The organism is Klebsiella sp. D5A, assembly GCF_001620885.1.
Classification (GTDB): Bacteria; Pseudomonadota; Gammaproteobacteria; order Enterobacterales; family Enterobacteriaceae; genus Klebsiella; species Klebsiella variicola.
In genome coordinates, this window is the sequence record NZ_LOAR01000016.1 from 59,072 (window position 1) to 74,429 (window position 15,358).

Sequence of the window (15,358 nt, forward strand, 5' to 3'; positions counted from 1 at the left end):
TCAATTTAATTTATCAATGTCAGAGATTTTAGTCAGTTCATTAAGGTATTCATTTTTGTTCCTAAGGAGCCAGTGAAATATTTTAGGGTTCTCAAGAAGTTTTTTAATGTGAGAAATGAGAATTGTCAGTTTCAAGCTATTTGAGCCATAACTCTCTTGTATTGATTGCGTGTCAAAATGAACCTGAGCCATTTCTTTCTCAAGTCGTTCAATAGCTTTTCTATTACCAGTTTTTGTATCTATATTATTTTTAGTTTTGTCAATTAACAACTCAGGGGAGGAACTATGATATAGAGACTCAGCAAAAAGTTTTGAGTAATTATCAAACCTTATCATTAAATTAGCACATTCTATTTGTCTGAAAGAAACCATTCTTTTTAAAACTCTAAAAGTATTTATGGGAATATCCTTATCACTAAATAAATCAACTACTTGAGGGCATATCCCTTTCAATACGGACATGTTGGTTCTTAGAGAATCTATACTTATATTTAATGATGTACATAACATTTCTTCAGGCACTCCCACTCTTACAGCTTCTTTCAGCATTCTCTGTATTTGTATAATTGTTATACGGTTAACTTTTTTGTTCGGTGTATAAGTATCATATGTAGTTGAAATTAGGCAGTTTGCTTTATCTTCCCCAATATCTTTTAGTGCTTCGACTCTAAGGTGTCCATCGATTATTTTTGCAGTTTTATCACTTTGATCGATGTAAATTAATATCGGTTCAACAAGTCCCAACGCTGATATGGTGCTTTTGATCTGGGAATATTTTTTACTATTTTTGAAGTTAGTAGGCAGCTTTTTAGTATGAACAAGATCAGATAATTTGAAAGTGATTGTTTTTTCACTAAAGCAATATTTAATCATTTTGCACCTCAATTGGTCGTGTTTTTAACTATAATATTTACTACTTCATTTAGGCTTTCTTCATCTAATATCCGTAAAAACTCTTCATCATTGACAAGTTCTTTAAAGATTTGATTTGCTATCAACAAATTCATCTCAACGTATTCTGCTTTGTTTTTAATCTTTCTGTGCTGAGAAATGTTATCTTGATAGATTTTTTTTAATTCATCTGTAGTCATTTTTTTCTTTTTCTTTGTTATCCCAAAGTTATTATTTAGGTATCCTTTCAAGCCTTCATCTCGTGAGTCAAGTATCTCACGTATTTTTCCTACATCTTTGTGTTTTATTAGACCTTTATCAAATGCTTTAATTAACAATTCCTGACCACCTTCAAAATCGACTCTTGCAATCTCAACAGCAAGCGAGATAGGTATGCTGCCTGATTCTACAGCGGATAATAATTTATTTTCACCTTTACTGATAAGCATTGTCAGACTTGTTATCCAGTGTAATGATAATCCAGTCGAGTTAGATATTTCCTTATTGGTTAATCCTTGCTCTGTCATTTCCTTTATACGTTGGAACTGTTCACCAGCACGAGGAACTACTCTTGCCATATTTTCAACCAGACTCATTATGTAGGCTTTGTTTTCATCTATATCAAGTACGATTGCTGGTGTTAATTCTTCTCCTAAAGCTGTCAATGATTCGAGCCTTCCTTGACCACAAATTAAAGCGAATTGATACTTTTTGTCCACGATTCGACGTACGGTTATTGGCTTTCTCAGTCCACTTGTGTCGATACTTTCAGTAATTTCCGAATGTCGAAGTTTATTTCGTGAACGTGGGATGACTACTTTTATGTCGGATATCTTAATCATGTGGATTTGATCATCTTTCATTTAAGCTACTTCCTTTTTATTGGTCGAAAGCATTTTAAAAAATATGTTGATATCGTCGAATCGATACATCTCAAAGAGAAGGCTGTTATTTTCTTTTAGGTTTAATTCATTTTCAAATGAATCAATAGAAGGGAGGATATAGTAATCAAGGGGAACGCTATTAAGGCTATTCATCCTTACAATTATGTTGATGTCAGAATTAATGCTTCTGTCTAATCTCACAATCCATCTGCATTTATCTGTAGAGGTTTTTCTACAGCGTGCAAGTATTATGGTAAAGGTTAAGCTTTTATTGATCGTAATGAGTTTATTTTCAGATATTGTTACTTCACTATTTGTAATTTCCTTGCATATTGTATTAATAGTGTCGGCATGTCTAACCCTTAAGGCTGAGTTTATTTCTATAAATCGATAATCTCTTTCTGGTGTGTAATTGATGAGTTTATAGGCATTCAAAAGCCCACCAAAACGACTTGCTACAACACTACTCGACGGACCATTATCATCTTCGTCGATAATAAAACCTGAAATTTTACCATGTTTAATGAGAACTTTTTTCAAAAAATTAAGTATTTCTTCATTGGTCATTTTTTTTGAACGATTGTCAATGATTTCTTTAGCTAATCTAAATTTCTCTGGTGAAATTATAGGCTTGAAAAATGAATCATATTCGATCCATTCTTCTTGTGGATTCTGAATTCTTTGAGCGTTCAATTTCTGTGAAGTACGATTATAAGTGTATTTCCCTGTGTAGCGAATATTAATTAGAATTGAATGTATTCTGCTCCTGTTCCATTCTGTTTTATCACTATATGTATACCCCTCTCTGTTTAGTTTTGTTGCGATAAGATATTCATTTAATCCATCAAAAATAAACATATTAAATATCTTTTTTACCAGCTTTATTTCTTTTTTTGTACCAGGGGTAAGAACTACTCGGTCAGTTTGCAAACTCTTTCTTTCACCAGGACAAAGTATCATTTTTGGTCTATTGTTATTATCAATTAACTTTCTTCTTAATCCATATCCTGGTATTCCTCCCTGATAGTATCCCCTTTTAACAAGGTTTACGTGTCCCGCAAAAACTTTTACTGAAAGATTCCTACTGAAAGCACCAGCAGCATATCTAAGAGCAGGAAGTGTAAGCATTTGGATTTCAGGCGATTCATCTGGTAAGTTCTCAGCACAATAAATAATCCTAACCCCATGATATTTTAGTAGATAACTATAATGCCCTGCCTCATCATTATCTTGCCATCGACCAAACCGACTGACATCATAAACAAGAACAGCTTCTATTTTTACTCTTCCTGTAACGACATCTTCTATTAGTCTGTTGAAGTTTTTTCTACCTGAAGCGGAGACTCCGCTTTTACCTTCATCATCATAAGTTTCTACAATCACCATATTGTGATCTTCTGCATATTTTTTTAGATAAAGAGCCTGATTGTCGATTGAGAATTGTTGATGGTCTGTGGACATCCTCAGATACTGAGCGACTCTAATTTTATGATTTTTCTGACTTTCATCACCCATTACACTTTCTCCGACTAGTCAAAAGCGAACAAACCCCCAACAAAATTGATCATTTTTTAAGCGATTTCAACCTCTTTATCCCTTTCGAAGCTATAAGGTTCTTACCTTCATTAAATCATCAAGGTAATGGCAAAAAGCTTTTGCAGGGGATTTTGAGTGCTCGCTTTTGAGTTGCCAGAAAACTATTGAAGTATCTTGCCTCGGCAATCAGAGGACATACGTACATAGAGTGATATCGCAAGAAGAATCTATAGGACTTGAAGAGCGCTGGCGTATTTCATCTTCTTTGAAGTGTAGAGGTATAGCTATAGCTTGAAGTGCTTCAATTCTAAACGGACCAGATGCTTCTACTAAATGGCATACCATTAGCTACAAGCTCGCCCAAAACCAGATTCGGGATGATAGGGGCATTGGTGCATATGTTATGCGTGTTTTTGAGCTTCGGTGATAGTGGGGGCATTATTGGGGGCATGTGATTATTCGGAATGTGAAATGTTCATCTTTATCAGTAGCTTGTGAGTTTGGTTCCATTCCTATTATCGCACCATCTTTTCTAATAAAATCACCTGGTTACCGTTGCATTGCTTTGCTTTTTTTAACACGAATGTGCATTTTTGCACGTTGTGCGTGTGGCAAAATTGTGGCATATACACTGAAATTGTTTGTGGCTCAATGCAAAGGTATGCTAATAGCATGTGTTACCTTGTAGCCCCGCCTGTCTTGTCTTTTAGGCAGTATTGCTACTTTGATGGCTTCTGGTTAAAGATATTTTCAGTTCAGTTCAGTTCAGTTCAGTTCACTGATTGCACGGATGGGTCGAAAGGATGTTACTACAAAAACATACATTCAAACACGTTTAGTAGACCATTTGGGTATTTGCATTCACTTGACTACCCACTTACATTTTACTTGTGTCATCTCTGACAAAATAATGCATCCAATATCCTGCTAAATTGACAGGCGTCTTTGAGCGAGAAGCGGAAGTTCACTAAATCCTGAATCATCAGGAATGGGCGCAGGCCCATAGATCTCTATGCTCGCTTCCAAGGTAGCGTAACCACTCTCTAAAAGAGAATGGCGCGGATTTCAGGGTTACTTACAACACCATGCCCTGCGTTCGTTTTAATACAACTTTAATCACAATAACCTACATGCAAATTCATTCACACTAGACATACTTACAAAATATGATGTAATTCATATTGTTGAATGATTTTTGATTCAGAGTTTTACCTACACACACTAAACAGGAATGTTGAAAATGGGCGGAGAGACCTCTTCAATACAGCATGTTGCAAATAAGATAACCCAAGATATTTTTAAAATTTTCAAATGGCAACGAGCTACTAGTCAAGATATGAACTGGGATTGCGGCCTAGAGGCTCATGACAAAAAAACACATCCTAGCGATGTGGTGTTTTACTATACCGATCCTTATGAAGAAGAGATTGTGTACTTGAACACAGACCTCAAAAGCTATGCTCAAAGTAGTATCGGCAAAGGGATGGTAGAAGGTGCGCTTTCTTCTTTAGCTCTCGCTACAGAATGCGCCAACATTAGCCAACAGTGGTGTAAACGATATGTGCGGGATGAGTCATTAGGTTACAAAGTTCGAGGTTTACTATTTCTCTATAATCATGACAACCTTTATGACAAGGATTTTTACTCATCCGTGATGAAAAAAGTCGATCCTGAAATAATAAAATGCCCCCCAAACATAAAATTACACCTTTTAGATCCATTCAAAATATCCGATATGATAAATATAGCATCAGATATTAAAATGCTTATTGGTACCGGGGCTTTACCTCAACCAGATTTGTACTATTTCTATTACCCAGACTTAGCACTAACCAGGATAAAACATCCTATCAACAATAAGACTGCAGCTACTGTTGAGGTCTTAACATCACCATTCATAATAATAAAGCATGAAGAATTCGATTGGATGGGTGAAAAAGAAGATAGTGGTTACGTAATTTATTATAATCAACCAGGGAATAGTGAAGATGAGTTCATCTATTTCCTTGACATGCTTTCTAATTATCAAATACTGACTGATGCAAAAAGAATAAAAATTAGACATTGTCATATAAATCCGCATGAAGACTCCATTCATCACTTTGAAAGAGCAAAGCAAAAATATAGTGCCCATTGGCTATCAGGTGAAAGTGAACGTTTGTTTTCAAAAGTTGCATTCGAAAAAACAGCTGCAATGGTAATTCAATATAGTCTTGAAGCTATAGGCATGGAGCAACGTTAATGAATAACATGAATATTTATTTCGCAACTGACAAAAATATATACGATGCACTTCATCATAAACGAATTACCATCGCAAGATTACGCGAGATATTATTACGGAAAGGTATTATTGTTGCTCAAGACTTAACAAAGGAGGAATTAATTGAAGAGGTTTGCAAACTACCTCAGGGATATAGTGATCTAGATTCTATTAAGGAACTTGTACAAACTTATGATAAAAGAGAGAGTATAACTAGCGTCAAACTTCAAGCATCATCCTCTCAGACGGAATTAAAAACAGCAGCAGAGTTAGTTAAAAGAAAATTAGCCACTGGCTCTGGTGAAACAGTAAAAATCACTGCGAAAAAAGATGGTTCTTTAGCAATCGAGGTAAACTACCAAGAAGTAGACTTGTCCAGAACAGCATTGCGTCAGATAGACAACCGAAACATCAAGATTGATCTTACTGTAAATAACGATAATGTTGATATTCGTATGCCTCAGAACCAAAAGGCTAAAGATGTAATAACACTATTACAAAAAGAGTTGTCAAAGATTAAATCCGTTGATGTTGAAAAGTTTGAAATTTCTTTAGAAGCGATTCCTACACCAGCGCTAAGAAGTCAGTTTTTTCAAGAGGTTATGGGCGGCTTGAGTGGGTATGAAATTGACGACGTTACTAATGTAGAGCTTAACCGTTCAACAAGCAAAGGTGATGACGAGGAAGAAGAAGAAATCGAGACAGGATTCGTAAAAAAAGCGGTTCTAAAAGGTGATTCTGTTAATAGTTCTGCTATTTTCACCCAACTACACAACAAAGGATACTATATTGGAAGAATTGCCTGGTCTGCTAAACCTAAAAACGGAATAGGAGACAGAATTTTGGTTGAAGCTTTCTTTAAGGATTCAGAAAATTGCTCTGATTTTTCCTATCAAATTAAAGGAATCAATAACCAAAAAGGTAGTGGATACAATGTTACTATTCGTGCAGCAAATGAAGTTGAAAAGAAGAAAATCAGCCTACTAATTGAACAGTCAGCAGCAGACGCCTATAATATCGTGACGGGTAAAAAGGTGGAAGAGAATGAAAAAATTTAAATGGATTAAACTCAACAATCGTTTCACTACTAGTGAAACAGTTGAAAAACTCATGCGTGATCCTTTTACTGAAGAGAAAGGGAAAGGGTTTATATTTGATAAATCAAGAACATCTCATTTTCACGCTCGCTTCATCGAAAAGATAATTAGCGAAGATAGAATAAGTAATCTATACGGCAACAGTACCGCTGTTGAACGCATTGAATATAGAGTAACGTCTTTCAGTTTTGACGAACAATACACCCCAGTTTTACTTATTGATAATCCACCGAGAACACTTAAACCATTTGCTCAGGCACTGGTAAAAAACCTTGGTCTTGGTACCAGCTTAGAAGAGATTGAGATTGACCCGTTCATATGGTTCAGTTCTTTAAACACAGAGTTGACACTTAATATAGTGCAACTAGATGTATCTCAAATTCAAGTTGCTGAATTTGCTCTTGCCAAGATGCAAATTAATAGTACCAGCGATCTTAAAAAATATTTCAAAGATGAGCTTATTCACAAAAAAATGAGACTTGATCGATTGTCATGTACTATTCATGACCAAGAATTTAGCGGTAAATTAAAACTCTTCCGAAATGGTATGGCTCAAATCGAAGCACGAGCGGAAAAAGAGTTAACCAAAAGACTATTTGACAGTTTAATGAATATCTACATGTAAAATAAGAGGCTGCCTAAAGGCGGCCTTGCTTTAATAAAATAGCCCCCTCTTCAATATAAATCACTAATTTTCAATGACTTGTGTTACATCGCTCTGAATTCATGTTCAATGTATCCTTCTCAGTGCCTAAACCTAGCACCTCTGCGGGTATCACAGACGGTATTTACACCATAACCATGATGCCCAAGTATCTCTTCAATACTAGCCATCAAATTTAGAGCGCATCTGGCACTCCAACGGAGCGGACTTGCTATCGAGCTGAAGGTCCGCTGTGAGCGACAAGCTGAGCTAAACCAATAATAGGAACACAGTAATACGATCCAATTTATTGATATTAAAGTAATTGTTTAAAATGTGTCATTTAGATCCCCCTAAATAACGTCACAATAATTTTTTCTGTTTTTGTTCATAGTTTGACCCAGACCTAACACAATTTCATAATCTAATGGTTAAGATTGATGTGCGACCGAAGCGTCCTCATGTTGAATTTTTGAGAAAGGAGTTCCAGAGTCTGTGAGTGATAAAACCCAAATTGAACTCGGTCAATTTTTGTCCGAACTAAATAAAGAATCAGATCGTGGCTCTGTTCTAATAGCAGCATCCATTTTCGATGAGTGGTTATCCGAGATCATCCAGGCTCACCTGTTAAATGACAAAGTAGCTAAAGGTCTACTGAATGGTGCAACAGCGCCTTTATCATCTTTTGCTGCTAGAACAGGCTTAGCATATGCGTTAGGACTGATAATGGAACACGAATACAAAGAACTAAACACACTGCGTAGCATTAGAAATGCTTTTGGGCATAGTTGGAATGGTGTTAGCTTCGCAACACCCAAAATACAAAATCAACTGGAACAGCTACCTTGGCTTGGACCCAAAGATGTTCCTAATACTCCCAAAACAAAATTCATGTTCTTTGTTTCAATACTGCTTGCCGATTTGATGCACCGTAAACAACTAGTGGAAAGAGATAAGGTGACCTCTAAAGTATGGGGTCACATTGCGCGCGGTAATTTGGTCGGAAAGACTACAAATTGTTAATTCAGTAAATTTATGGGTAACTGAAGACATTTATTGAAAGCATGGCATGAAGCTCATAGTTTTTTACTCACATAGGAGTCTCGAATTCTCGTTGATATTGAATAAATTGGTATCTTTGGACTGCCTTTTTAAAAACAAGAACTTATGATTGTTTAAAGTGCAGTTAGGTAAACTAGTAAAGTGGCTTTGGTTTGTAGATAAAAGACTAATACTTAACTTATAATTTATAGGATTAATAAAATATTTATGAATTTTTTACAGCAATTTAAATGCCTTGTATGTGACACGGTCATTGATACAAGAATAGGTATGTCTAATCGAGACATACAACCGTTCCAATTTGCATGTCCAAATTGTGAGAATAATATATCGTTTACTCTTGGGGAGGGAGAGCCTGTATTTAACGGTGCGGAAACTGTAGAAAGCAATGACTTTGGCACAACAAATCCATTCATCGATTTGCATTTAGATTTTCCCGTAGGCTTTGGAAAATACGAAATAGGAAAAACAGCATTCTTAAAAATAACAAGTGCAATAGGTCATGAAAAATACTTAATGCTGAACGCACATCTAAATGGAATGAATTATATTTATAAACATCGCGATAAGCTCCAGCGACTCATTACTCAATACAAACAAGGAAATTACAATACTTTCAGTAACCTAATGAAAGAATTACCTACTCTGAAAAAACCTCGTTCGCTAAAAATACAAGATATCCTTTCCGCACTTTATACAGCAACCTCTGCAATGTCATTTCCCTTTACAATACATGCACATAATGCTGAAATTAGTGAAAAAATGCCACAACTTCTTCATTATATTCAGAAAAACCATCCAAAACAGCTAAATAAATTTTTAGATGATATTATTGGAAGTGGGTTTCTGAAAAGTTTGCATTTCGATTGTTTAAGCCTATATCCCAAAATGCTTGACTTTGAACTCCCTTCACGCCCAGCGCTTTACTATGATTATGATAAAAACGTAGATTTATCAATGATTCCTGCTCGAGTTTCAACTGCCGAATTTGATGACTGTAACAATTTTTACAAAGACTTATCTGAAGTATTCTCTCGGCAATTAATAATTGTGGCCGGATTGAATAACTTATTAAAACGCGGAGATCATAATATTCTTGACGATTCAGTAAGACTAAATAAAAAAGGCGATTTAATTAAAGGTTTTTCTAGTCTCAACGAATATGCAAACGTTGATTTAGGCACGAAAATAAGCGGATTAGATGATAGCTTTTATATAGTTGATCTCAATGCTTTAGACAACAAGCTGCGAAATGGCATTGCACATTATAAATATGAATATAAAGAGTCAATTCAGATGATAACCTACTATTTCGCTAAGGAAGGAATGGAACGCACTAAATACAACGAACTTAGTTTCATGTCTTTTATGAGGAAGCTATTACTATTATTTCGCGAGGTGCACAGCATTAATCACATTATCAAAACCTTATATTTTTACTGTATTTTTATCGCTAAAAAGAAAATTTGAAAACTCAATCCCCCTTTTCCGTGAGAGAACGGGGGATCTCTTGATTAAGAGTACTGATTTTCATAGTACGTTTCCTTTACTTCTGATTAAAGCAACTAAGGATACACTCAAGAATCTCCGATGCACTGGTAGGGGCTACAACTATTGACAAGTCACTCCATCACCAACTAGCTGACTTACACCGAGTTGATTGGTGCATAATGATGTCAGCTTTATCCGCTTCAGCACATAGCAGTTATTCAGGTTTATGACCTATAGCCTAATACTTCCGAATTCGAGTAGCCGGATTTTATTGGCGATGGTAGAGTAACCCGCAAACGGTCATAAGGTTAAATGCAAATGGGCGGTCAGTGATCTCCTCCCGGAAAACAGTACCACTCTACATCAAGATAAAAGCCTCTCTGGGTTTACACCAGGGTTGCTTTCCCCTTGCGTCGCCCCCTTAAACTCAACGCACTTATCGCTGAGCAAGGACATCAAAACTGCCCCCTGTTCAAACCGTTAATCCAGTAATTTCATCTCCAGCGCCCGGCTCATCGCTTGAGTGCGGCTATTCACTTTAAGCTTCGCGTAGATGTTTTTGATGTGCCATTTGACCGTCTCGGCAGAAATAGCGAGGGAGCGAGCAATTTCTTTATTCATCTGACCTTCAGCGATCAGTTGTAATATCTGAAATTCTCGCTCGCTCAGCTCGCCATGAATATCGGGGCTTCCACTATTAAACGGTGTTCCATCTGCAGGCGCGCGCTTGCTGGCCCAGGGTTCATGGACTATCCCTTCCTCAGTACAAGCCGAAGAGGTTTCATTCATACCGGCAAGCAAAGGTTGCAAGGTATCGCCAGCTTCAAGAAAGAGGCCTTTGAGATGCTGTTGTTCAGCCAGCTGCACGACTGGCTGAAATGTCGTGCGCGCAGCGGCAGTTTTGCCACTGTTCCACAAGGCCAATGACCAGAGCGTACGCAGACGCGCTGCGGTTAACCTGTCCCCCCGGTTTTCCTGATCAGGGACCATATCAGCCAGGAGAATACAGGCTTGCGGCGCCTGGCCTGTGGCGAGAAGAAGGCGACAGTGGCTAAGGGATGCAGACAGAGCGATAGCGCGTTGACAGGGATGTTCGGCATCCATTCTGAAGCTGGCGGCCATTTGTTCAAGTTGTCGCTGCAGTTGCTCTGCGCCTGTGACATTGCCGCGCTGCAGCCGCACCCTCACCTGCTCGGCTAACATCATGGCCTGGAGCCGTTGCCAGCCGCGAGACACCGCAAGACGCTGCGCATGCTCCAGCAATCGCTCGGCCTCATACGGCATATCGCCATCCAGGGCCTGACGCGCGAGATAGGTATAGCAACGACGCAGCGCATCGGGTGGACTGAATCGGTCGATGAATTCGAGCCGGTCGGCTAACAGATGCTCGGGCGAGTCGCCACTCTGACATTCATAGGCTATCTCCGCCAGCAGCGGCGCCAGCGTCGCGCCACTGGTCGACTGGGTACCGGTATAACATTCAGCCTGACGCAACGTTTTCTCTGCGTACCACCCGGCTTTCCCCAGATCGCCCTGACAAAGATGGCACTGGGCAATGATAAAAGCGCGATAAACCGAGACAAACAGATTATCTAAAGGACTTTCCGGAGAGGGCATATGCTGTTGAACCTCCAGCGCATCGTGATAGCGCTGGTTAACAACATGGCAATAGCTGAGAATATTGCATATCAGACCATCAACCCAGGTGTCGCCGCAGGGCACTTCGGCCAGCAACGGCTGAACAATAGCCAGACTCTCCGGGATGTTTTCCGCAAAGGCTTCGCAAATTGCCCGCACAACGCGCAATTTACACCAGGTGCTGCGAGTTAAATCCTCACGATGATGAAGTACCATCTGATCGAGGTTATCAAGCAGCTGCCTCGACTCATCAAAGTGGAAATAATGCGCCAGTGCCCAGGCCAGATTAATTTGCAGGTCAATGCGCGAAGGATCGGTGCTGGGCGGTAAATGATGCATCCATGAGATCAGGGTATCGATATCCCCTTCTTCCGCCAGTGACTGAGCGCTTGCGCCGTCCTGTACGGGGCTATGCACCGGCTTGCCTGCGCTGAGCGCATGGCGTACCGCCTCAGACCACAGCTTCTGTTCGACGAACCAATGACTGGCTAATTCATGTAGCTGTTTGCGATCAATATCGTTGTTCTGCTGCAGCATGATCCGAAGATTTTCCTGCAACAGAGGATGGTAGCGGAACCAGTAGCCTTGTTCGTCAAGGGCTGACAAAAAAAGGTTGTGTCGCTCAATCCATGTCAGCATCGCTTTACTATCATCTCGTCCTGTCACTGCGTTGCATAATTCGGCATTTAACCGACTGAGGAAGGACGTTTTTACCAGGAAATCGAGAACCTCTTCCGGCAGCGGATCCAGGACCACCTCTTTCAGATAGCGGGCAATAGACCGTGTTCCTCCATGCATATTGCGCAACAGATGCTCGGGATCATGCTGTAATTCTGCGGACAATGAAGCGATCTTCATCCCTGCAATCCAGCCCTCTGTCACGGACTGTAGCCGCTGTGCATGGTGGTTGCTGAGGGGGAGCGCAACCGTGCGGCTAAAATAGTGTTTTGTTTCTTCGAGCGTGAATTGCAGGTCTCGATCATAGATTTCCACCAGTTGGTCCTGGGCCTGCAGCTGGCTCAGCGCAAGATTCGGGTGGAAACGGCTGCCAATGATCAGATGCAAGGCGGCAGGCGCATGCTTGATTAAATACCCCAGCGCTTCATAGACCCCACGATCGTTAATCACGTGGAAGTCGTCGATGATCAGGTATACGTCATGCGGGCAATAGTGTAGCTGGTTAATGAGCCCGGCCAGCAGTTGCTCGGAGCTGGAGAGCTTCTGTTCTTCCATGTCACGCCAGAAATCGGCGTCCCAGTCAGCATAGAGTGGACGCAATGCTTGCAGCAGATAAGGAATAAACTGCCATACGTCATCATCATCCTCATCGAGGCTCAGCCAGGCGATACGTTCCCCCTGCGCGACCATCTGCTGATGCCATTGCGCCAACAGCGTGGTTTTGCCAAATCCAGCGCCGGCGCAGACGACGCCCAGCCGGCACTGCTGAACGGGACTGAGAAGCTGAAGAAGCCGGGGGCGCTCCAGCAATTGTATCGAGGAGCGAGGCGGGACGAATTTGGTCAGGATTAACGGCAAGCCTCGCGTCAGCCGCAATGGCCCGGAGACCAGTGAGGGTGATTGGCGACCTTCTAAATCCAATGGCTTCATCCGTGGTGTCTACTCGTTTTGTTTTTTTTCAATTGTACGCCAGCCACCGGGATGACATGGGGCAGGCAAACTTTATGGCCACACAAAATTTAGAAAGTTTGACCTCAAGCATGAAAACCCCCACCTACCCCCCCATGAAGGTGGCTTCGCACTCTCTCTAACCGCTCGTAGATTCATTGCATGGGTGTGGCCAGGGTTATTCGCCCTGTCTGTTGGCCCCGCCTGGGTGACCTTTATTGAGGAGAATTAAACGATGCTCAGCAAACAGGCGTTATTGCAGGCTTACCGCAAGATGCGGGAGATCAGGACCTTTGAAGAGCGGTTGCATCAGGAAAATACCAGCGGTGATATTCCGGGCTTCATTCACCTTTATACCGGTGAGGAGGCCATCGCGGTGGGGGTCTGCGAAAATTTAACGAGCGCAGATTTCATTGGTTCAACACACCGTGGCCATGGCCACTGTATTGCTAAAGGTTGTGACATTCACGGCATGATGGCCGAAATATTCGGTAAGGACAGCGGGTTATGTCGCGGTAAGGGTGGCTCGATGCACATTGCCGATCTGTCGAAAGGAATGCTGGGGGCGAATGCTATCGTTGGGGGGGCCCCTCCACTGGCCATCGGCGCCGCGCTAACGGCAAAGACGCTAAAAACCGGCAACGTCGGGGTCTCTTTTACGGGCGATGGTGGTTCTAATCAGGGCCTGGTCTTTGAAGCCATCAATATGGCCGTCGTGCTCCAGCTTCCAGCCGTCTTTATTTTCGAGAACAACGGTTACGGCGAAGGGACCGGCCATGACTACGCCGTGGGTGGGCGTGATATCGCCCGGCGCGCCGCTGGCTTCGGCCTGCCGGCAGTGACCGTCGATGGCACCGATTTCTTTGCCGTTTATGAGGCAACCTCAGAGGCGGTCAAGCGTGCGCGAGAAGGCGGTGGCCCAAGCGTCATTGAGGCCAAAGCCTTCCGCTGGCATGGTCATTTTGAGGGCGATCCCGCGCTATACCGCGCGGAAGGTGAAGTGCAACGCCTGCGTGAACAACATGATCCGCTGAAGATTTTCACCGCTAAGGTCAAGCAGCATATCACCCAGGAAGAACTGGCGGCGATTGACGAGGAAGTAGAAGCCCTGGTCAACGATGCCGTATTGAAGGCCCGCGCCGCTGCCTACCCGGCTCCGGAAGACCTGCTGACAGACGTGTACGTCTCATACTGAGGGTGATAACCATGACAATAAAAACCTATCGTGAAGCGGTCAAGGAAGCCCTGGCTCAGGAAATGGAGCGCGATGAACGCGTGGTACTCATCGGTGAAGACTTGCGTGGCGGTCATGGCGGAAATGCGCCCGAAGAGGCAAAGATTGAAGCCTTTGGCGGTGTGCTGGGTGTCACTAAAGGGCTGTGGACGCAGTTCGGCTCCGATCGGGTGATCGACACGCCCATTACCGAGTCGGCCATTATCGGTATGGCGGCCGGCGCCGCAGCGACGGGGCTGCGGCCGGTCGCGGAACTGATGTTCATGGATTTTTTTGGTGTGAGTCACGATGCACTGTATAACCAGGCGGCTAAGTTCCGCTACATGTTTGGTGGCAAAGCCAGAGCTCCGCTGGTAATGCGAGGGATGATCGGCGCAGGGTTTTCCGCCGCGGCCCAGCATTCACAGTCACCCTATAATATCTTTGCCACCACGCCTGGACTGAAAGTGGTGGTGCCCTCGACGCCTTATGACGTCAAGGGTCTGTTAATCCAGTCCATTCGCGACGACGACCCGGTGGTATTCTGCGAGCATAAAATGCTGTACGACCTCAAGGGCGAGGTACCGGACGAGATCTATACCATCCCGCTAGGTGTAGCCAACTACACGCGCGAAGGAGAGGATGTCTCCATCATTGCGTTGTCGGCAATGGTACATAAAGCAAACCAGGTGGCGGACAAACTGGCCAGAGAGGGGATCTCGGTCGAGGTGGTCGACCCGCGAACCATTTCGCCGCTGGATGAGGAAGGTATTCTGGAATCGGTGGCTTCCACGGGGCGGGTCGTGATAGTCGACGAATCTGCTGCACGCTTCGGTTTTGCTCATGATGTCGCGGCGCTGATTGCGTCTCAGGCATTCCATTTCCTCAAAGCGCCCGTTCTGCTGGTGACGCCGCCACACACGCCGGTCCCGTTCTCCCCTGCTCTCGAAAAACTCTGGATCCCTGGCGTTGAACGTATCGAAGCCGCCGTCCGTCAAGTGCTGGAGGATTAAC

11 protein-coding genes are annotated in these 15,358 nt (G+C 42.2%); 7 read left to right on the plus strand and 4 right to left on the minus strand.

Translation table 11 applies throughout. From position 1 onward, the window contains the following. From AS136_RS21105 to AS136_RS21115, 3 genes are read right to left on the minus strand one after another with little or no spacing between them, the layout of a single operon-like run. Nucleotides 1-873 carry a plasmid partitioning protein RepB C-terminal domain-containing protein gene (locus AS136_RS21105; RefSeq protein WP_063266956.1) on the minus strand — a complete coding sequence of 291 codons (873 nt, stop codon included), beginning with the start codon at nt 871-873 and terminating at the stop codon, nt 1-3. An 8-nt stretch (nt 874-881) separates the two neighbouring features. Beyond that, nucleotides 882-1,754, minus strand: a complete 873-nt coding sequence (locus tag AS136_RS21110) for a ParB N-terminal domain-containing protein (protein WP_032673146.1) — start codon at nt 1,752-1,754, stop codon at nt 882-884. Next, on the minus strand, nt 1,755-3,290 hold the full coding sequence (locus tag AS136_RS21115; protein ID WP_032739138.1) for a recombinase family protein: 1,536 nt from the start codon (nt 3,288-3,290) through the stop codon (nt 1,755-1,757). 1,261 nt (nt 3,291-4,551) lie between these two features. Between AS136_RS21115 and AS136_RS21120 the strand changes: the two genes are divergently transcribed. The 5 genes from AS136_RS21120 to AS136_RS21140 all read left to right on the plus strand — a co-directional run bounded on the left by AS136_RS21120 (nt 4,552) and on the right by AS136_RS21140 (nt 9,846). Further along, nucleotides 4,552-5,553, plus strand: a complete 1,002-nt coding sequence (locus AS136_RS21120) for a hypothetical protein (RefSeq protein ID WP_038422154.1) — start codon at nt 4,552-4,554, stop codon at nt 5,551-5,553. Next, a complete protein-coding gene (locus tag AS136_RS21125; RefSeq protein ID WP_063266957.1) occupies nt 5,553-6,632 on the plus strand; it encodes a hypothetical protein in 1,080 nt (359 codons plus the stop codon). Before AS136_RS21120 ends, AS136_RS21125 begins: the two co-directional genes overlap by 1 nt. Continuing rightward, nucleotides 6,619-7,296, plus strand: coding sequence for a hypothetical protein (locus tag AS136_RS21130; protein WP_038422153.1), 678 nt, complete (start codon nt 6,619-6,621; stop codon nt 7,294-7,296). The genes AS136_RS21125 and AS136_RS21130 overlap by 14 nt, the downstream gene beginning before the upstream one ends. A gap of 513 nt (nt 7,297-7,809) precedes the next feature. Next, on the plus strand, nt 7,810-8,337 hold the full coding sequence (locus AS136_RS21135) for an MltR family transcriptional regulator (protein ID WP_038422152.1): 528 nt from the start codon (nt 7,810-7,812) through the stop codon (nt 8,335-8,337). A 246-nt stretch (nt 8,338-8,583) separates the two neighbouring features. Continuing rightward, the gene (locus AS136_RS21140; RefSeq protein ID WP_063266958.1) at nt 8,584-9,846 is read left to right on the plus strand and encodes a hypothetical protein; all 1,263 of its coding nucleotides are present in this window, start codon (nt 8,584-8,586) and stop codon (nt 9,844-9,846) included. A gap of 501 nt (nt 9,847-10,347) precedes the next feature. On the opposite strand, the gene AS136_RS21145 is transcribed toward AS136_RS21140, so the two are convergent. Next, the gene (locus AS136_RS21145; RefSeq protein ID WP_063266959.1) at nt 10,348-13,113 is read right to left on the minus strand and encodes a LuxR C-terminal-related transcriptional regulator; all 2,766 of its coding nucleotides are present in this window, start codon (nt 13,111-13,113) and stop codon (nt 10,348-10,350) included. A gap of 253 nt (nt 13,114-13,366) precedes the next feature. Here AS136_RS21145 and AS136_RS21150 point away from each other — a divergent pair, with 253 nt between their 5' ends. Together AS136_RS21150 and AS136_RS21155 are read left to right on the plus strand one after the other, a co-directional pair. Next, on the plus strand, nt 13,367-14,326 hold the full coding sequence (locus AS136_RS21150; RefSeq protein ID WP_002889884.1) for a thiamine pyrophosphate-dependent dehydrogenase E1 component subunit alpha: 960 nt from the start codon (nt 13,367-13,369) through the stop codon (nt 14,324-14,326). 11 nt (nt 14,327-14,337) lie between these two features. Then, entirely contained in the window at nt 14,338-15,357 is a 1,020-nt protein-coding gene (locus AS136_RS21155; protein ID WP_063266960.1) for an alpha-ketoacid dehydrogenase subunit beta, read from the plus strand. The last annotated feature ends 1 nt before the right edge of the window (nt 15,358 follow it).

Excerpts from the sequence above, each read along its gene's own strand:
- AS136_RS21105 (WP_063266956.1), bottom strand. The coding sequence starts at position 873 with ATGATTAAATATTGCTTTAGTGAAAAAACAATCACTTTCAAATTATCT.
- AS136_RS21110 (WP_032673146.1), bottom strand. The coding sequence starts at position 1,754 with ATGAAAGATGATCAAATCCACATGATTAAGATATCCGACATAAAAGTA.
- AS136_RS21115 (WP_032739138.1), bottom strand. The coding sequence starts at position 3,290 with ATGGGTGATGAAAGTCAGAAAAATCATAAAATTAGAGTCGCTCAGTAT.
- AS136_RS21120 (WP_038422154.1), top strand. The coding sequence starts at position 4,552 with ATGGGCGGAGAGACCTCTTCAATACAGCATGTTGCAAATAAGATAACC.
- AS136_RS21125 (WP_063266957.1), top strand. The coding sequence starts at position 5,553 with ATGAATAACATGAATATTTATTTCGCAACTGACAAAAATATATACGAT.
- AS136_RS21130 (WP_038422153.1), top strand. The coding sequence starts at position 6,619 with ATGAAAAAATTTAAATGGATTAAACTCAACAATCGTTTCACTACTAGT.
- AS136_RS21140 (WP_063266958.1), top strand. The coding sequence starts at position 8,584 with ATGAATTTTTTACAGCAATTTAAATGCCTTGTATGTGACACGGTCATT.
- AS136_RS21145 (WP_063266959.1), bottom strand. The coding sequence starts at position 13,113 with ATGAAGCCATTGGATTTAGAAGGTCGCCAATCACCCTCACTGGTCTCC.
- AS136_RS21150 (WP_002889884.1), top strand. The coding sequence starts at position 13,367 with ATGCTCAGCAAACAGGCGTTATTGCAGGCTTACCGCAAGATGCGGGAG.
- AS136_RS21155 (WP_063266960.1), top strand. The coding sequence starts at position 14,338 with ATGACAATAAAAACCTATCGTGAAGCGGTCAAGGAAGCCCTGGCTCAG.